The following is an 18,443-nucleotide window of genomic DNA, read 5'->3' as shown; positions in this document are numbered from 1 at the left end:
ATTTATGGCCTTAATTTAAAGCTTTGCGTGGCGGGTCATATTTCTTTGAGAGTTTGGCGATAAAGAATGATCCAATAACTCCAGGAGCGAACCAAAGGGCAGTTTGTACCCAGCCACTAGCGTGTAGTAACGAATTTCCACCAAACACAATGAAAGCGGTGTATGCACCAATTCCAGAGCCGAGATAAGCTCCCAAGTGTTCACGCAACCAAGCCGTTGGAGACACGCTTTTACGGTAGGTATAAACCAAGTTAGACACACCAATCACCACTCCAAGTGCGCCGAATGCAATGAGTAAAACGAGACTGTTAAAGAGTCCAAAAGCGCTAAGTGCTAATCCATTGATTGCAAGCGCTCCGTTGATGGCTAAAGGCAGAGGCTTTTTCAAGCCATTACGGTTGCGTTTGTGCTCCAGCACTTGATTACCGTGAAAAATAGCGCAGTGAATCAACATGCCAAGATGAATAAGAAACCAAGCAAAAATATAAGTTTGTTGTAGGCGCACCTCGGTAAGGTGAGGAACCGCAGCAAGTTCAGGTTTAACGGCAGTATTGAATAACAACACCATTACGGAAGCAAAAATGCCAGTCAACGCAACCACGTGCATACTTGAGCCATAGATTTTGCCGAATTTTTTGTGATTTAAACCGCCTTTACGAGAAAGTACAGGAACCCAAAATAGGCAGAGCGCGAGCGCTCCAGCCAGTACGTGAATTGCTACGGTAAGTTGATAGATGGTTAACATAATTGCCATTCCTCCGAGAACATAGGGGTAAAGAGCAGGCCTCTTAAACCATGGAGGAAATTTTAGGTGGCTATGAAAATGTATGTTAGTGACAGAAGTCACAACTTTAAAAATGACTTTTGGCCTATTGGTGATTTACGCAATTGCTTGCATACTCAGGCAATGGAACTGAAAAACTTAAAACTAGATGCTGATCGACTAAGCGGTATTGGCACCGTGCTGGTAGTGGCCGCTTTCGACTTATGGCTGTTACTCTCAACCACCAACGCAAGCATACCAAGGCTTACTTTGTTGGCGTTACTTTATGCAACTTTTACGGTTACATTTTTCATCAATACAAACGATGAAGTACCGCTCTCAAGATGGCCCCGACACCTAATAATTGGTGGTCAATTTGTAGTCATTTGTTCAATAATGTACACCACACCCAATATGTTTAATGCCATTTTATTAGTGGTGTGGTCGGCGCAGCTCCCTTATTTTATGCCTTTTCGCTGGGCGCTTTGGCTCACGCCACTGTGGAGCTTTGTTGCGTGGAGTACGCACTTTCTGCGTTGGCAGCCCGACGGCATTGTAATTACTGGGGTGCTGTTCACTACGTTTAATGTATTCGCGCTCATTATGATGGAGTCGAGGCGTAATGCAGAATTTCAAAAAGAGCGCGCAGAGCAAGCGAATCGAGAACTTATTGCTATGCAGTCACTTGTGAAAGAGGCGTCGCAGCAGGAAGAACGGCTGCGTATTGCCCGCGATATTCATGATCTTGTAGGCCATCATCTTACCGCGCTTACGGTGCAGCTCCAGGTGCTGGCGCGTAAGGTACCTGACGCTCTGAAAGTTGACGTAGAGCGTTCTCGTGCTATTTCGAAATTACTGCTCGCAGACGTGCGTGTTGCCGTAAGCGAAATGCGTGAACATGAACAACTGAATTTGCGCGAAGCACTTGAGGCTTTGGTCGAAAAATTACCGGGCATTGAGGTTTCATTGGCTTTCCCGAACAAAGTTGCGGTACTCAATTTAGAACAAGCGCTAGCAATATTGCGCGGTGTGCAGGAAAGCGTGACCAATAGCGTGCGGCATGGCAAAGCCACCAAGGTAGGAATTGAGGTGCAGCAATCTGAACGCGAACTTGTAGTGCGTGTTAAAGACAACGGGCAAAGCAGCAAACCGATCGAATTTGGCAATGGCTTGAACGGCATGCAGGAGCGGCTAAAAAGCTTTAATGGCACTGTAACTGCTGAGCGCCAAGCGCGCGGCGTTTTGGTGTGTCTTAGAATACCGGTGGGTTTATGAGCACTTTGCACTCACCCGAAAAGCACCGAGTTATGTTAGTCGATGACCAAAAATTAATTCGACAAGGCTTAGCGAGCTTATTGTCGCTTTCAGCCCATATTGAAGTAGCACATGAAGCAGCAGATGGCGAAGAGGCACTTGCGTGGATCAAAGCCCATGGCAGCGACATTGACATAATCCTGCTCGACTTAAGAATGCCAAAAATGAATGGTATTCAGCTTCTACAAGCCATGCGTGCAGAAAATATAAAAATTCCGGTTTTGATTCTGACCACCTTTGACGACCATAATATGCTTCTTGAAGCGTTGAAAGCAGGGGCGCGAGGGTACCTACTTAAAGACGTAGAACTCGAAATGCTAGTGAGTGGTATTGAGCGAATAGTCGCTGGCGAGTCAATGATTCAACCTACCATTACCACCTCGCTTTTAAACGGATTACAAGGCTTACATTCCGAATTTGAGGCCTTTGCCGCGCCCGAGGCGCTTTCCGCTAAAGAGCTAGAAATATTACGCCTTATTGCCGCCGGTTGTTCCAATAAAGAAATTGCCGACGCTCTTTTTAAGTCGGAAGGCACCGTTAAAAATCAAGTAAGCGCCATTATGGCGAAGCTTGGTGTGAGAGACCGGACGCGAGCAGTTTTAAGGGCTATTGAGTTGGGACTTATCGGGTTTTGTTAACGCTAAGGGAACCTATAGCTGCTCTCTGTCGCTAACTAGCTCCTTAAAATAACAAGTTCTAATCTTAAGTGCCTCAGTGGTGGCGGCTAATTAACGGTATTATCGGACAGACGGCTCTGAAATTCTTTGATGGCGCACCCGACAGGAGTCGAACCTGTGACCTCTGCCTCCGGAGGGCAGCGCTCTATCCAGCTGAGCTACGGGTGCGTAATAATTCGTGGTGAATCCAGAAGAGCCGGCATTATAGTGGCCAGTGGCAGTTATGTCTACCGCCACAGGCCTTATGTTAGTCTTGTTTCACAAGCTTGAGGTTATGAAAGTCAAAGCTAAAGTCGGTGAAAGGTGCTGCGGCCTCTATAGTGGCACTATTGACTCGATTATCGCGGTCAGCCGAAAAATCAATAAAGGCATCTGCTTCTAGCAAAGGTTCGGCCCAGCGAATAACGAAGGTATCGCCGTTGTAATGCTCAAGCTCGCCGGTTAATAGTTCTGTATGCGCGAAGTCAATCAGCAGTTTGCCATCGCGAGCGCGCACCGTCACATCGCCATACCACGGGTCACGATAAGTGCCCACGTACGCGCGTAACGGTAAACTAGGACGAATGTTGTCGGGTTGTTCAATGCTAAACAGCAGCTTTTCGCGCATTGACGCCTGATATTTTTTCTGTTCGTCGGCTACCCAGTCGCGGTCAGGTACGTCTAAAACTTGTTCTAGGGCTTCTTGCGTAACCGCCGTTAATGCGCCAAACGCCTGCTGGTTACTAAGCACCACCATGCCGAAGTTTTTTTCAGGAATTAATGTGGTGAGCGACAACATGCCCAAAATACCGCCGCTATGGTAAACATGCTTAACGCCGTGCTGTTGCTTCACAAACCAGCCTAAGCCGTAGCCCATGCCATCGCGCAGCGGTGTGGTTAGGTTCCAGTTTTGCTCCGGTGGACTTTCTAAGTTAGCGATAAGCCATTTGCCTAAGTCATTCACGTTGGCAGCCATGGCGCCGGCGGCGCGGAAATCTTCAATATAGTCCAACCCAAACCGCTTCAGCTCGCCTTGGTATTCAATAGTACCGACGGCGCGATTGGTGTTTTCAACTGGAATACTAGAATAGCCAACGTACGTATTTGTCATGCCAAGCGGCTGCAAAAACTGCTTTTCAATGTAGTTGCTATAGGGCATGCCGCTTACCCGTGCAATAACCTCTCCGGCCACCACAAACATGAGGTTGTTGTAGTTAAACTTTTCACGTAGCCCGTCTTTTAATGGCACATGAGCCAAGCTGGCAATAATGTCGCTAGTGGTTTTGTCCGTATTTGGCCAAATCATTAAATCACCGGCGCCTAGGCCAAGCCCACTGCGGTGGCTAACTAAGTCACGAATGGTCAGCTCTGCTGAGCGTTGTGGGTCGCTCAAGCGAAACTCAGGAATATATCGCACCACAGGGTCATCCCAGCTAAGCTTATTAATAGCAACTAACTTGGCTAACGCAGCGGTGGTAAAGGCTTTGGTGTTCGAGGCAATACCAAACAATGTGTCGGCGGTTACTGGAGCCTTACTGCCAATATCACGCACGCCAAAACCTTCGGCTAAAACCACTTCGCCATTGTGCACAATGACAACGGCTAAACCAGGCACGTTAAATGCTTCTAGGCTTTTGGTCGCGGCTTCTCGGGCTGCATTGGCTGGGGATGCTGACGCGCTCAGTACAGCGCCAGAGAAGAGCATGCTGACTAGGGTAATTAGAAAACGCTGCATAGGCTTCATGTTATTGAGTGCTCGTATAAAAACAAAAGATAATTTCTAACATAACCAAATTTGGTTTATATAAGAAGTCAGCATTTCAAAATAACCTCACTAAGAGGCAACACCTATGAAGCGTTTTTACTTAAGCGTTACGGTCGTTCTTTTTATGCTCATAACCAATACGGTTTGGGCCGACGAAGCAAAAGACCTTATGCGGGCCGCGCAACAAGCACAGCACAATAATCAGCATGAGGCCGCAATTAAACTGTTTGAGCAGGCCTTTAGCCAAGGCGCGTATGAAGCGTTTTTGCCCTTGGCGCGCTATTACTATAATGCTGAATACAAAAATGACACGCGCATCAATGCGCTCATCAAGCAACTGGAGCAGGCATCAGAGCAGGGCCACACGAGTGCGTCTGAAATGGCTAGGAAGCTCTTTCTTTCAAATGAGTTTACGAACAAAGCTAAGGCTTTCCACCATGCCCAACTGGCCGCGGCGAATAGCACGAAGGATACCGAACAGTGGGTTGAGGCAAATATGGTTCTGGCCGAACTTTATTTTGCCGGGCTAGGTACTGCAAAGAACAGTGAAACCGGCTTTAACACCATGAAACGTGTCGCGTATTCCAATGGTAAGCCTAATCTCAAGGTTCACGTGCAGTTGGGGTTGCTGTATGGCAGGTCAGGCAACATTGATGAGTCCGCAAAGTGGTTTAACTCGGCCATTAAGGCACTGGTAGGGTACAAACGAAATGCGAAGGCGTTGGTTTCTGATATTTACTATCAACTGGGTATTAAGGACCACTCTGCCCAAGCCGCTTTTGAGTATTTTGAAGGTAAGCCATTAACCACAGAGCAACTTAACGACTTAAAAACCTTTGCCGAAGAACGTGACCAAGACGTCCAGCTAGCACTAGCTAGGGCGTATGCCTATGGCGAAGGCACGGCTAAGAATCAGCAAATGGCCGAGCTCTATTTCCAACAAGCCATAACAAACGACGACTTAGCTAGTTTAAAAGCCTATATAGAGTGGCTTGATTACTACGTTGACACAACCCATGCTAAGGCGTTTCCTTACGTTCTGCGTGCCGCCAAGAAAAACGACCCGAAAAGTATGGGGCGGTTGTCTGATCACTATCTAAAAGGTATTGGTACCGCGGTAAACTATGGCGCGGCACGTGATTGGGCAGCGCGTGCTATCAGCGCTGGGTTGGAAGATGCTGAGAATGAGTTGGTGTTAGCCTTGCTTATGTCAACACCCCCGAGCAGTACTCATTGGTATTCTTACACTCAGAATACTCGAGGCGGCAAATTATACACAGCGAGCTCCGCAAATTATGGGCCGATGAACCTAAGTGGCCGGCGTATTCAGTACGTATTAAATCTAACAAAATACGGTTCAATACAAACTCAGCACTACGATGACATTATATTTCCGCGCGAATATACGAATTTTGTTACCGCGTACAAAGTCGATTGTAGTCAGCGCGAGCTGCAAGAAATAGGGTATCTGCTCCTTAATGGCGACAAGCTAGTTTATGAAGCTTTAGAAAGCGGTCGTTGGGGCTGGGGCAAGCCAGACTCAACCAGTACGACATCGCGTTTGTTGCAGCGAATTTGTAATTAGCGCTAAAGCAACACGCTTCGAATAAGCAGGCCGACCAGGGTGACACCAATTACCCCAGCGGCCCACAAGCCAATAAACCATAACCAGCGCTGCCAAGCGGGCTTAGTCATGATAACCGCTCTGTTCGCTAACTTTGCCGCGGAACACCCAATAGGTGTAACCGGTGTAAGCAAAAATTATCGGCAGTAAAATCACCGCGCCCACCAGCAGAAAAGCTAAGCTGTTATCAGGCCCTGCAGCCTCCCAAAGGGTAATTTCAAACGGGATTAAATAAGGGAATATACTGGCGCCAAACCCGACAAACGCGATTAAAAATACCCCAAGCGCCCACAAATAAGGTCGGCCTTGTTGCTGCTTAGTTAATGAAGTGAGTAAACCGCCACCAATAATGGCTAAGGCAAATGGCACTAACCATAAGCCAGCAGAGCCTGGCCAAGTTAACCAGCGGTGGGCCACGTTATCGAAGGTAGAAACCAAATAGACGCTGACACCGGCAATAGCAATAATAAGTAAAATTGCGGTATTTAAGCCCCATTTATAGGCTTTTTGCTGCAAATTACCGTCAGTTTTCATAACTATCCAAGTTGCGCCAAGTAAGGCGTAACCCACACAAACGGCCAAGCCAGCAAAAATAGTGAAAGGACTTAACCAGTCAAACCAGCCGCCGGCATAAGCGCGCTCGGCAACCTTAATGCCTTGTAGCATGGCGCCAAGCATAATGCCTTGGCTGAAGGCTGCAACCATAGAACCAAGCATGAATGCGCGGTCCCACCAATGCTTGTTATTTTTGCTTTTAAAGCGAAACTCAAAGGCGACGCCTCTAAAAATTAAGCCAAGCAACATGGCGATAACCGGCATGTACAGTGCAGGCATTAACACAGCGTAAGCCAGCGGGAAAACCGCCAGTAGCCCACCGCCGCCAAGCACTAACCAAGTTTCATTACCGTCCCATACGGGGGCAACTGAGTTAACCATACGATCGCGGTATTTCTCTTCTTTAACCCATGGAAACAGAATGCCCATGCCTAAATCGAAGCCATCTAAAGCCACGTAAGCAAAGACCGCAATGGCAATTAAAATGGCCCAAATGAGTGCATAATCCATGATCTAGCCCTCCTCGTGATACAGGCGTTCGGCTGCCATTGGCATGCGCGCATAGTCTGGAATGTGAGTATTTTCCGGGTCTCCGGCCATTTTTCGTAAGATATACACAGTACCCGCGCCAAAGACTAAAAAATACACCACTATAAATGCCACTAAGCTTGCACCAACTCCAACAGCGTCAATCGGGGAAGCGGCGTCGCTTGTTCTTAACAAACCTTGAATAACCCACGGTTGACGACCAACTTCTGTGACAATCCAGCCGGCTATGACGGCGACAAACCCCATTGGCCCCATGAACACTGCCGAGCGCTGCAACCATGGTGAGTCGAAAAGCTTGCCGCGTAAGCGAAGATAGCCTGACCACAACCCAACCAAGACCATCAATAAACCTATACCGACCATAATGCGAAACGACCAAAATACAATGGGGACTGGTGGCCAGTCTTCCTGAGGAAACGCATCTAGTCCGGTTACTTCTGCATTCACGTCATGCTTTAGAATTAAGCTTGCTAACCCCGGCACCTTAATCGCGTAGTCTACTTCGGCGGTGTCTTCGTTGGGCCAACCAAATAAGTAGAGAGGAGCGCGAGTTTCGGTTTTAAAATGCCCTTCCATAGCAGCCACTTTTGCCGGCTGGTGTTGTTGCGTATTTAAGCCATGAAAGTCGCCCACGATAACTTGCAGAGGCGCGACAATAAGAGCCATCCACATCGCCATGGAAAACATTTTGCGTGCGACCGCTGACTTACTGTCTTTCAACAGATGCCAAGCGCCCACGGCACCCACAACAAAGGCTGTGGTTAAATAGGCTGCAAGCAGCATATGAGCAAGACGATAAGGGAACGACGGATTAAAAATGACTTCCATCCAGCTCTCGACAATAAACTGACCTTGCTCGTTAATGGCGTACCCTGCGGGAGTTTGCATCCAGCTATTAACGGACAGAATCCAAAATGCGCTGATGGCTGTGCCTACAGCAACCATTAATGTCGCGAAGAAATGTAAGCGCTCACCAACTTTGTTCATGCCAAATAACATAACGCCTAAAAAGCCAGCTTCGAGAAAAAACGCGGTGAGTACTTCATAGCCCATTAATGGGCCAATAACGGGACCAGCTTTGTCAGAGAATACAGACCAATTTGTGCCAAATTGGTAACTCATGACAATGCCTGACACTACGCCCATACCGAAAGCGACGGCGAATATTTTTAGCCAGTAACGATAGAGCTTTTGGTAAACTGGATTTCGGGTTTTTAGAAATAGCCCCTCAAGTACGGCAAGGTAACTAGCGACACCGATAGTAAATGCTGGAAAGATAATGTGAAACGCAATGGTAAAGGCGAATTGTACTCGCGCTAGAAATACTGCGTCAGCTGCTGAGAACCACGTTTCAAACATGACAGACCTCGTAAATGCAGAACCTTTAGTCAGTATAGGTGCTCTTGGTCAACTTTTTATGGCAAATTGCGTGGTTTTTCAGGATGATTTCTAATATTACCCCTACAAAATATATGGCAAAAAGTTAATGGTGTACCTGAGTTTGTTTTTCGCGGCACTGCTGTCGGCAACTTTACTGCCGGGCTCGTCCGAAGTTTTGCTGGTAGCACTCAAGCTTGATGGGCATCAGGGCGTCAGCCTGTGGCTTGTCGCAACCTTAGGGAACACACTAGGTTCGTGTGTGAATTACGCTTTGGGGCGGTATGCATTGCACTGGCAGCATAAGCGCTGGTTTCCAGTTACACCTAAGCAGCTGAATAAAGGCCAGCAGTGGTTTGCTAAGTACGGTAAGTGGAGTCTATTTCTGGCGTGGATGCCAATTATTGGCGACCCGATAACGCTATTCGCTGGCATTATGCGGCTTCGCTTTGCGGTATTTTTAGTGCTCACCGCCATTGGCAAAGCCGCACGCTATGCCATTTTACTTGGGCTACTCGATGTTACGGTTGGGTGAGTTACGCATCCCCGCATTTCTAATTGCCGCTAAACGGCTATCGATGGTTGCTCTGTCAAACCATTGACCTGCCACCATAACACCCGAGCGCTCGGCCAGGGCTGACGGGTTTTCTAGTGGATTTTGCTTGAGCAGCACTAAGTCAGCGCGGTGGCCTTTTGCAACGCGCCCGAACAAATCTTTGTCGGCAAAGTAGTCGCCGGCCGCAACGGTTGCACTGTGTATAATTCCAGCGAGCGGAATGCCGGCATCATGCAACACGGCAAATTCGCGTAAGGCAGAGAAACCCGGCACGCTAAACAACTGCGGGGCGTCGGTGCCAAAAATCATCGGTACCCCCCCGTCAAACAGGGCCTTAATTAACTGCTGTCGATTGTCATGTTGAATCGCCGCTGCTTCGGCATTGAAGTAACCCAAGCTCGGTTCTTCTAGGTAATTAAACCAGCCAGCGCGAACGGTTTCGGGCACGTAATCAATTTCGTCATATTGGCGCAGCTGTTCGATATCACTCGCGCCAATAATTGTTGCCCACAATGCCTGCGTTGGCACTACAGCGGCCCCGTGGCGCAGGGTTAAGTCAACAAGATAGTCGAGTTCATATTTGCTGGCGGGGCGATTTAAAGCGTCAATGGCTTCTAAATAGCCATCTAAGTGATCAATAGTGCGTTGCCCTTCTGTCAAAGCCACTTCAAGACCTACGTCTTTCGGTACGTGACCCGCAAAATCCATGTTTGCGTCACGGGCTGTTTTCGCCATCGCTTGGTATTCGCTAAGCGTGAGCCCAGGGTGAACCTTTAATAAGTCCCAGCCTTCGTCACGTTGTTCAATAACGCGTTGCGTGGCTTTTTCTGGCGACTCAATGCTGTTGCCGTTGAAGCTTGGTCCAGCCAAATATAGTGTCGGTCCAACTCGTTTTCGTTCGGCAATATCGCTTTTTAATTGTAACTGGTGGGGGTAGCCGAGCATGCCGCGTACCGTGGTGACGCCGTTGGCGACATACATAAACAACACATCATCAAGGTAGCGTTCCGGTAATTGACCAAAGCTAGTCGCTGGTGGCACATGGCCGTGCATTTCTGTTAAGCCAGCCATTAAAAATTGGCCGGTGCCGTCAATGTGTAGGTAATTCTCGGGAATGGCCACATCAGAAGTGGCGCCAACAGCAACAATGCGATCGTCTTCAACCAGCACGGTTTGACCTTCGGTTAGTTGCCCCGAGTCGCGCGTAACGCTCACCACTGCAACATTGATAAAGGCAAAAGCATTGGGTGTTTGAGGCGCAGCTTCGGGCGCAGGTGGTTGAGCGGGCTCGCACGCTGCGAGGAAAATTAGCAAAGTAACAAGTGTCATGAAGCGAACTATTGTGTTCATTGTTAAGTCTCGGTTGTCTACCGCAGCGACAAGCAGGTTTGGCGTGTTGCTGCGCACTTTGGCTGGTGATTGGTTTAGGCTCTGATCAATAAAAACGATCACTTAAACATGAACAAGGATTATCGAAAATGCAATATTCACGACTCATTGCGTGGGCTGGCGCTTCAGTTTTGGCGCTGCAGGTTTTTGCAGAACCAGTTTTGGCGGCAACGATGGAAGGGAAAAAACAAGTGTCGACCTTCCAAGCTGAGGACATTTTCGCACTGGAATGGGCAACTGACCCGCAAATTTCACCTGATGGCCGTTACGTGGTGTATGTGCGTCACGGCTTTGACATTATGAAAGACAACACCAAGCACAGTTTGTGGATGCTTGATACAAAATCAGGCAGTCATACTCCATTGTTTGATGATCAATATAGCTATGGCAATCCTACCTGGTCACCGGATGGCTCACGCTTGGCGTTCAGCTCGAATCGCGGCGGTAAAAACCAAATTCATGTGTATCATTTGGCAACAAAAACACACAGCGCCATAACCGAAGTGCAGGAAACCCCGCGCCAGTTTGCCTGGTCAAAAAACGGCAAGCACCTAGCTTTCCTAATGAATGTTGCAGCCCCGAAAACCGATTATGCCAAATCAGTGAAGAAGCCCGAAAAGCCCAAAGATGCGAAGTGGGCAAAACCTCCAGTAGTCGTTGAACGAACTTATTATCAACGTGATGGGGCCGGTGTGTTAAAGGATGCGTATAGTCAATTATTTGTGGTGCCAAGTGATGGTGGTAATGCACGTCAACTAACCGCAGGTGCGTTTAGCCATAATGGCCCGTTGGCATGGGTTGATAACGACCAAGCTTTAGTGTTTAGCGCAAATCGCAGCGATAACTGGGAGCATCAAGTAAATGAAGCTGATCTATGGCAGGTGGCGGTTAGCGATGGTGCGCTGACTCAAATTACGAGCCAACCTGGGCGCGAATACGCTCCGGTTCTTTCCCCTAACGGCAAGCAACTTGCTTATTTGCAACGCGGTAGCGAGCCCGTTCCGTATCATAACGCCAAGCTTAACGTTATGGATTGGCAGAATAAAACATCACGCCAGTTGCTGGGTGACTTTGACCGTTCTTTAGAAAGCCCACTGTGGATAAACAACACCGCGCTAGCGTTGCAATATGCAGATCGCGGACGTTATAAGTTGGCGCAAGTTACACTCAATGGGCAACTAACCGATTGGGTAAACGATGTGGGTGGCGTTTCTGTAAGCCGTCCCTATTTAAGCGGTAGCTATTCATTGGCTGCCGAAACGGGCGCCGTTGCTTATACCCAAGGTAGCTCCTACCGGCCTGCAGATGTGACAGTATTTCACAAAAATAAAAAACGTAAACTAACAGCCCTTAACGAAGATGTGTTAGGCCACCGCGAGCTTGGAACCGTTCATGAGTTTACCTACACCTCAAGTTATGACGATACCGAAATTCATGGCTGGTATATTACGCCACCCAATTATGATGCAACCAAAAAGTATCCGTTGGTTCTCGAAATTCATGGCGGTCCGCACTTAGCGTATGGCCCAATGTTTGCTGCAGAGCAGCAGCGCTATGCGGCGGAAGGTTATATTGTTTTTTATAATAATTACCGCGGTAGCACTTCTTACGGTGCCGAGCACGCACTGAAACTAGATGGTTTTTATTCCTCAGAGCGTGATCATGCTGACCATATGGCTGGCATTGATGTATTGATTGAAAAAGGCCTTGTTGACGCCAACAACTTATTTATAGCTGGCGGTTCAGCTGGCGGAATAGCGACGACTTACGCGGTGGGTCTAACCGACCGATTCAATGCGGCAGCTGCAACGAACCCGGTTATTAACTGGGTGAGTAAAACGCTGACTGCCGATAGCTATTTAGGGCAAATTCATAATCAATTCCCCGCAAAACCTTGGGAAGACTATGAACACTATTGGAAGCGTTCACCACTTTCTTTGGTCGGTAATGTAAAAACGCCAGTGATGTTATTTAGTGGAGAAAATGATCGACGCGTACCTATGTCAGAAATTGAGCAGTTTTATCAGGCGCTGCAGTTGCAACAAGTAGATACCGCTATGGTACGTGTACCTGAGGCCTCGCATGCAGTGACCGCTCGACCTTCAAATATGATAGCGAAAATTGAGCACACATTAGCGTGGTTTAAACGTTACCTGAAAGAATAAATATTGATATTATGGCGCTAGATACAGTTCACAAAGAGCAAAGACAATCATGGAACGTTTTCTTGAAAACTTGATGTACAGTTTGCGTTGGCTGCTAGCGCCAATTTACTTAGGTTTAAGTTTGGCGGTTTTTCTGCTTGGTATTAAGTTCTTTCAAGAGCTATACCACGTGGTACCGATTATTTTCACAATAAAAGAAGTAGACCTTATTCTGCTTACACTTACGTTAATTGATATAGCGTTAGTGGGGGGGTTATTGGTTATGGTCATGCTTAGTGGTTATGAAAACTTTGTGTCAACGCTCAATATTAACAACGACACCGAAAAGCTCGCGTGGCTTGGCAAAATTGACTCAGGTGGCTTAAAAAACAAAGTGGCCGCGTCTATTGTGGCGATTTCGTCAATTCACTTATTAAAAGTGTTTATGAACGCCGAAAACCTGACAGAAACCACCATAAAATGGTATGTCATTATGCACCTAACTTTCGTGGGTTCGGCGTTTGCTATGGGTTATCTCGACCGCTTAACGCGTAAAAGTGGTGACGATTAAATAATAAAGTTAGCTGACAGGTACGCGTGGTACGCGAGCACTAACACCAGTGAGCAAGTCGTAGCTGATAGTGTCTGCACACTGGGCGATCTCGGCAACTGAAACATTTGCTCCCCACAATTCAACTTCATCACCGATGTTCACTTCGGGAACGTCGGTGATATCTACCATGATCATGTCCATGGTTACGGTTCCCGCTAAATGTGCTTTGTGACCGTTTATAAATACTGGTGTGCCGTTTTTAGCGTGACGCGGATAACCGTCAGCGTAACCAATCGAGACAGTTGCTATTGTACTATCACGTTTGGCTTCCCATGTGCCGCCATAACTGACAGTGTCGCCCGCTTTGATATCGCGAATTGCAATCACCGCAGCAACCAGTCGCATGACACTTTGTAGCGGTGCAGGAAGCTGTGAAGAGCTTGGGTTGTCACCATAAATTAGAATACCCGAACGTACCCATTGCTGGCTGGGGTGTGCCAAGTCAATGGCGGTGCTGACCAACGCGGCAGAGTTCGCGACGCTTAGGTCTAAATTGGCTTCGGTCACCGCGCAAGCATCTTCAAATAATTCAAGTTGCTGTTGATTGAGTTTATGGTTGTGGGAATCGGCCGCGGCAAAGTGCGACATCATGGTCACGCTAGCGACTTGTGGGCAACGCTTTAACTGTTGATAAGCCTCTGCCACCTGTTCAGGCGCCCAACCTAGCCGGTGCATACCAGTGTCCACTTTCAGCCATACCGCCAACGGGCGCACTAGTCGAGCGGTGGTTATTGCATTTAGCTGTTCTTGTTGATGTACCACCGGTTGAAAATTGTAATGTGCGCAAATGGGCAACTCAGCCTCGCTAAAACAGCCTTCAAGCAAGATCACCGGTTGTTGAAAACCGGCATTACGCAATTGCACAGCTTCGTCCACAAACGCCACTGCAAAGGCATCAACATAAGGCGCTATAGCATTGGCAACCGTCAGCATGCCATGGCCGTATCCGTCGGCCTTCACCACCCCAATAAGGCGTGCGTCTGCCGCTAGCTGACGAGCAACGCGCGCATTATTTTCAAGGGCTTGGCGGCTAATTTCTGCGCGGGTTGGGCGAAAGTGCACTCCGTTATTCATGGGGCTCCTTAAATCATGACAAAGCTGGCAATAATATACAGCACAAAGGTTATAACGCCGCCAGTTAGTGCGTAGGGTAACTGAGTGCGTACATGTTCAAGCAAGTCGCACCCCGAAGCCAATGCAGACACTGCGGTGGTGTCGGAAATGGGCGAGCAATGGTCACCAAATACGCCACCACCTAATACCGCGGCGAGCAGCAACGGGGCAGGTAAATTAAGCGCGACTATCATGGGCGCGGCAATGGGAATTAGTATGGCAAACGTGCCCCAAGATGTTCCTGTGGTGAAGGATATCAGTGCTCCGGCAAGAAATAACATAGGTGCAATTAAAATTAATGGTAAAAAGTCACCGACTAAATTGGCTAAAAATATGCCAGTGCCTAACTCGCGCAAGCTACTGCCAAGCGCTAAAGACAGCAGCACAATGCTGACTAACGGCAAGAGCTCGGACATACCTTTAAAACCGATATTGACCAATTGCTGATGACTTTTACGTTTGCTTGCCAGCAGCATAAGGTAAGCAACTACGCACGCTAAAGCCGTGGCATAAAGCACAGATTTCGAACCGTCGCCTTGGGTGATATCGCCACCGCCAGTACCGAACATAAAGGCCACCATGCCAAATACCATGACCAACAACGGCACCAGCATATAGCGCGCTTTACTGTTGCTAGGCACATGTTCAGGCAAGTCTTGGTGCGGCTGAGGCTGTGCTTCAATGGCGCGCATTGGGCCATGAACTTTGCCACTTATTGCGGTGTAAAACACCAAAACTAATGTGACGAGCGCATAAAAGTTGAAGGGAATCGTTGCCCAAAGGGTAGCTACTGACGAGCCAGGTAGGTTTTGCTGCTCAAGCATACCTAATACATAGGCACCCCAGCCGTTGAGTAAAATTAATATGCAAATTGGGGCGCTGGTGCTGTCAATTAAGTAGGCAAGTCGCGCACGACTCATGCCTAACTTTTCGAATAAGCCGCGTGACAAAATACCCGCAGTCAACACACTTAGGTTCGACTCGATAAACACGAAAACGCCGGTAAAAACGGTCATTAAGCTGGCGCTACGTTTGGTTTTTCCTAACCCTCGAGCCAGCAACGCCTCAACAGTAGCGGCAACGCCACCAGACTCGCGAATGTAGGCCAGTAAGGCACCGACCATTAAGCTGAAAATTAAAATTCGTGAATTCCCAGCTGAACCAAACACGGCGACAATTCGCTCAAGGGTGGCTACGAAGGTGTACAGTAATGATTCGTTCATATGCCACATGAGAAGCAATTCTGAAGAGGCAATCGCTAAAAGTAGGGCAACAATGACTTCTTTGCGCCAAAACACCACTAAAATTGCTACCAGTGGAGGAATTACTGACATCCAACCCATATTCTGTGCCTTTCTATTATTGTTTGCCGCTATTGTGCCAAGGACACATTCTCTGCGCAATTTAGCAGTATTGTCGTGCCAAACACAACAAACTGATACTAGCGAAGGTGTTATAAACCATGTAATTTGTAGGTATAACTTTCAATTTGCACAACGCGCTAATGACAAACCGTATACCTATTGCAACACTTGGGCCGGCCGGCACATTTTCTGAACTGGCGGTTTGGGAATTCGCGAAACAGTATGAACACATGCATTATGCGCTCTATCCAAGCTTACAGCGCACCTTGGCAAGTGTGCCATCGCACCATGATATTGCCGTGGTACCACTCGAAAATATCGTTGAAGGCATTGTTTCGCCAGTGGTCGACAGCTTTGTGCGGCAACCGCTGCAAATTATCGCTGAACTCGCCATTCCAGTACGTTTTTCTGTGGTGGCGAACCACCAAGAGCCGCAGCGCGTGTTTGCTCAGTTTGTAGCCCAGGGGCAATGCTCAGACTGGCTCGCGCAACACGAGGGCGATGTGGTAACCACTGCCAGCAATACTGAGTCGCTAGAATTACTACTTAACTGCCAAACCCCAGCCGCTGCAATTGTGCCCGAACACTTAATAACCGAAGCGTTATTAGCTAAGCATGAATTTGCTCAGGTGGTGCACGATGTGACAGATTACGCTCATAACGTCACGCGCTTTGTCGCCGTACAGCATCCACAGCCCTTGGCAGCAGCTCAGCCCGATAAGCACTATAAGTCGTCTATTGTCATCGTTGATGATCAAGATCACCCAGGCTTATTACTTGAGCATTTACAGGCTTTTGCCGTGCACCAAGTTAACTTACTAGCTTTGGTTTCTCGGCCGACAGGTCAAAAATTTGGCCAGTACCATTTTTTTATTGAGCTTGAAGGGCACTTAGAACACCCGCGAGTGCAGTCCGCCTTAAGCGCTGTGAAACTGCGCAACCGCGTGATTGAACTTGGTAGTTATGTTTACTCTAATTCTAGTTCAAGTTGCAGTTGATCATCAGGGTCGGGCAGCGCCACACTAATGCCAATAAGCCTTACACCGCGATGATTTCGGCGCTCCCAAGCTTCACGAACAAGTTGATAAAACAAACTTGGCGAGGCGGTTTGTAGCGTACGCGACACAGTGGTTTGCTGAAAGTCGCCAAATTTAAGTTTCACGGTTTGGCTTTTTATGTGTGCTTGCTGCCAGCGTGTTATCCGTAAGCGTTTTTGCAACTGCGGTAACAACACTTCGTCAATAAACTGCTCAACTTGCCGCAGTTGGTGCATGTCTTGCGGTAAGGTTTCTTCAACCCCAACACTTTTGCGTACACGTTCGGTCACCACTGGGCGTGGGTCGTGCCCGTGGCAGCGCTGGTATAGTAGCCAGCCCGACTTGTCACCTAGTAATTCTTGAAGTTTAGGCAGATCACATTGCTGAATGTCATGCCCAGTAAAATAACCAGCGTAATTTAATCGCTCTAAGCTTTTAGGCCCAACCCCGGGAATACGTGTTAGCTGCAGCTGGCCAATGTAGTCCATAACAGCATTCGGTGGCACTACAAACTGTCCGTCGGGTTTGCGCTCTTCGCTGGCAATTTTCGCCACCATTTTTTGATTGGAAATGCCGGCCGACGCGGTTAGCCCCATGCCACGTAGCCGATGCCGAATGCTTTCCATCGTTACGCTGGCGCTACCGTGGTATTGCGTATTGTGGGTTAAGTCTAGGTAAAACTCATCAATAGAAGCGGGTTCAACCAGCGCTGTCGTTTCTAGTAACACCGCGAGCACCTGTTTTGAAAGTTCGCGGTAATAGGTGTGGTCAGGTGACACAAAGTGCAAATTGGGGCACAACCGCCGAGCGTGAGCGCCACTCATGGCACTGCGTACACCAAACTGCCTAGCCAGATAGTTAGCCGTTGCGACTACGCCGCGTTCACCGCCACCGCCTACGGCAAAAGGTTTATTACGTAAGCTAGGGTCGCGCAAAACTTCAGCGCTGGCAAAAAATGCGTCGAGATCCAATAAAGCTATTTTTCGCGTATTTAAATCTGTATTTTCTGACATAGCACGGAAGTGTTTAACCTTGGACGGAATCTGGCTATAATCGCAACAACGAAACGAGCAAGCAAGCTCATCAGCTTATACAGGAGTCCACTGTGAACGTACTGAAAGTCGTAAAATCTAGCCGTGTTTGGGTTGCTGCAATCGCTTTAGCAGTTGGTAGCGCTAGTGCTGCTATGATGCCGCAACAAAGTAATGATGACATTAAAGAGCGTATTGCTCCAGTTGCACAAGTACGTGTTGCTGGTGCTTCAGCTGCAGCAACCGGTGGCGCTGGTGGCACACGTTCAGGTGACGCGGTATACAACAAGTTTTGTGCAGCGTGCCACACCTCAGGTGTGCTAGGCGCCCCGAAATTGAATAATGCAGCTGATTGGGAGCCGCGCTTAGCGCAAGGCATGGATACAGTGCTCAAGCATGCTATTGAAGGCTATAATGCAATGCCACCAAAAGGTACGTGTAACGACTGTAGCGATGAAGAAATTCAAGCAGCTATTGATTACATGATCGAAGAAATCTAAGCGATTTCTGACCAATATTCACAGTATTTATGATGAAAAAACCGCTGCGGCGGTTTTTTTATGCCTGTAATTTAACCAAAGTACTTTTCTAAT

Annotated in this window: 16 protein-coding genes and 1 tRNA gene; 8 read left to right on the top strand and 9 right to left on the bottom strand. The window is 48.1% G+C overall.

The window, feature by feature from the left end; translation table 11 throughout:
• Positions 1-10: 10 nt before the first annotated feature.
• On the bottom strand, positions 11-745 hold the full coding sequence (locus ASC40_RS08670) for a hypothetical protein (protein ID WP_055439411.1): 735 nt from the start codon (positions 743-745) through the stop codon (positions 11-13).
• A gap of 72 nt (positions 746-817) precedes the next feature.
• Here ASC40_RS08670 and ASC40_RS08665 point away from each other — a divergent pair, with 72 nt between their 5' ends.
• Together ASC40_RS08665 and ASC40_RS08660 are read left to right on the top strand one after the other, a co-directional pair.
• Complete coding sequence (locus tag ASC40_RS08665; RefSeq protein ID WP_082432523.1) at positions 818-2,038, top strand: sensor histidine kinase; 1,221 nt, start codon at positions 818-820, stop codon at positions 2,036-2,038.
• Positions 2,035-2,715 (top strand): response regulator, encoded by a 681-nt coding sequence (locus tag ASC40_RS08660; RefSeq protein ID WP_055439409.1) that lies wholly within the window; start codon positions 2,035-2,037, stop codon positions 2,713-2,715. Before ASC40_RS08665 ends, ASC40_RS08660 begins: the two co-directional genes overlap by 4 nt.
• Before the next feature lie 130 nt (positions 2,716-2,845).
• On the opposite strand, the gene ASC40_RS08655 is transcribed toward ASC40_RS08660, so the two are convergent.
• Positions 2,846-2,922 (bottom strand) — tRNA-Arg (locus tag ASC40_RS08655).
• Between the two features lie 79 nt (positions 2,923-3,001).
• Complete coding sequence (locus ASC40_RS08650; RefSeq protein WP_055439408.1) at positions 3,002-4,477, bottom strand: serine hydrolase; 1,476 nt, start codon at positions 4,475-4,477, stop codon at positions 3,002-3,004.
• Positions 4,478-4,583: 106 nt separating this feature from the next.
• Between ASC40_RS08650 and ASC40_RS08645 the strand changes: the two genes are divergently transcribed.
• Positions 4,584-6,083, top strand: a complete 1,500-nt coding sequence (locus tag ASC40_RS08645; RefSeq protein ID WP_055439407.1) for a tetratricopeptide repeat protein — start codon at positions 4,584-4,586, stop codon at positions 6,081-6,083.
• A 102-nt stretch (positions 6,084-6,185) separates the two neighbouring features.
• Here ASC40_RS08645 and cydB read toward each other — a convergent pair whose 3' ends face one another.
• Both cydB and ASC40_RS08635 read right to left on the bottom strand, forming a co-directional pair.
• Positions 6,186-7,187 carry a cytochrome d ubiquinol oxidase subunit II gene (gene cydB, locus ASC40_RS08640; RefSeq protein ID WP_055439406.1) on the bottom strand — a complete coding sequence of 334 codons (1,002 nt, stop codon included), beginning with the start codon at positions 7,185-7,187 and terminating at the stop codon, positions 6,186-6,188.
• A 3-nt stretch (positions 7,188-7,190) separates the two neighbouring features.
• On the bottom strand, positions 7,191-8,585 hold the full coding sequence (locus tag ASC40_RS08635; protein ID WP_055439405.1) for a cytochrome ubiquinol oxidase subunit I: 1,395 nt from the start codon (positions 8,583-8,585) through the stop codon (positions 7,191-7,193).
• 127 nt (positions 8,586-8,712) lie between these two features.
• Here ASC40_RS08635 and ASC40_RS08630 point away from each other — a divergent pair, with 127 nt between their 5' ends.
• Positions 8,713-9,138: a YqaA family protein gene (locus ASC40_RS08630; RefSeq protein ID WP_055439404.1), complete on the top strand. Its 426-nt coding sequence runs from the start codon at positions 8,713-8,715 to the stop codon at positions 9,136-9,138.
• Here the strand turns inward: ASC40_RS08630 and ASC40_RS08625 are convergent.
• The gene (locus tag ASC40_RS08625) at positions 9,115-10,509 is read right to left on the bottom strand and encodes an amidohydrolase family protein (RefSeq protein WP_072243431.1); all 1,395 of its coding nucleotides are present in this window, start codon (positions 10,507-10,509) and stop codon (positions 9,115-9,117) included. The genes ASC40_RS08630 and ASC40_RS08625 overlap by 24 nt on opposite strands.
• Positions 10,510-10,637: 128 nt before the next feature.
• Between ASC40_RS08625 and ASC40_RS08620 the strand changes: the two genes are divergently transcribed.
• Together ASC40_RS08620 and ASC40_RS08615 are read left to right on the top strand one after the other, a co-directional pair.
• A complete protein-coding gene (locus tag ASC40_RS08620; protein WP_055439403.1) occupies positions 10,638-12,713 on the top strand; it encodes a S9 family peptidase in 2,076 nt (691 codons plus the stop codon).
• A 49-nt stretch (positions 12,714-12,762) separates the two neighbouring features.
• The gene (locus tag ASC40_RS08615; RefSeq protein ID WP_055439402.1) at positions 12,763-13,263 is read left to right on the top strand and encodes a TIGR00645 family protein; all 501 of its coding nucleotides are present in this window, start codon (positions 12,763-12,765) and stop codon (positions 13,261-13,263) included.
• A gap of 9 nt (positions 13,264-13,272) precedes the next feature.
• On the opposite strand, the gene alr is transcribed toward ASC40_RS08615, so the two are convergent.
• Both alr and ASC40_RS08605 read right to left on the bottom strand, forming a co-directional pair.
• Entirely contained in the window at positions 13,273-14,379 is a 1,107-nt protein-coding gene (gene alr / locus ASC40_RS08610) for an alanine racemase (RefSeq protein WP_055439401.1), read from the bottom strand.
• A gap of 8 nt (positions 14,380-14,387) precedes the next feature.
• The gene (locus tag ASC40_RS08605; protein ID WP_055439400.1) at positions 14,388-15,761 is read right to left on the bottom strand and encodes a Na+/H+ antiporter NhaC family protein; all 1,374 of its coding nucleotides are present in this window, start codon (positions 15,759-15,761) and stop codon (positions 14,388-14,390) included.
• A gap of 161 nt (positions 15,762-15,922) precedes the next feature.
• Between ASC40_RS08605 and ASC40_RS08600 the strand changes: the two genes are divergently transcribed.
• Positions 15,923-16,780: a prephenate dehydratase gene (locus tag ASC40_RS08600; protein ID WP_055439399.1), complete on the top strand. Its 858-nt coding sequence runs from the start codon at positions 15,923-15,925 to the stop codon at positions 16,778-16,780.
• Here ASC40_RS08600 and dinB read toward each other — a convergent pair.
• Positions 16,750-17,832, bottom strand: a complete 1,083-nt coding sequence (dinB, locus tag ASC40_RS08595) for a DNA polymerase IV (protein WP_055439398.1) — start codon at positions 17,830-17,832, stop codon at positions 16,750-16,752. The two genes, ASC40_RS08600 and dinB, sit on opposite strands and share 31 nt — an antisense overlap.
• Before the next feature lie 173 nt (positions 17,833-18,005).
• Here dinB and ASC40_RS08590 point away from each other — a divergent pair, with 173 nt between their 5' ends.
• Positions 18,006-18,350 carry a c-type cytochrome gene (locus tag ASC40_RS08590; RefSeq protein WP_055439507.1) on the top strand — a complete coding sequence of 115 codons (345 nt, stop codon included), beginning with the start codon at positions 18,006-18,008 and terminating at the stop codon, positions 18,348-18,350.
• Positions 18,351-18,443: the final 93 nt, after the last annotated feature.

It is taken from the genome of Pseudidiomarina woesei (genome assembly GCF_001418345.1).
GTDB classification, from domain to species: Bacteria; Pseudomonadota; Gammaproteobacteria; order Enterobacterales; family Alteromonadaceae; genus Pseudidiomarina; species Pseudidiomarina woesei.
This window is presented reverse-complemented; position numbering and strand designations above follow the sequence as displayed.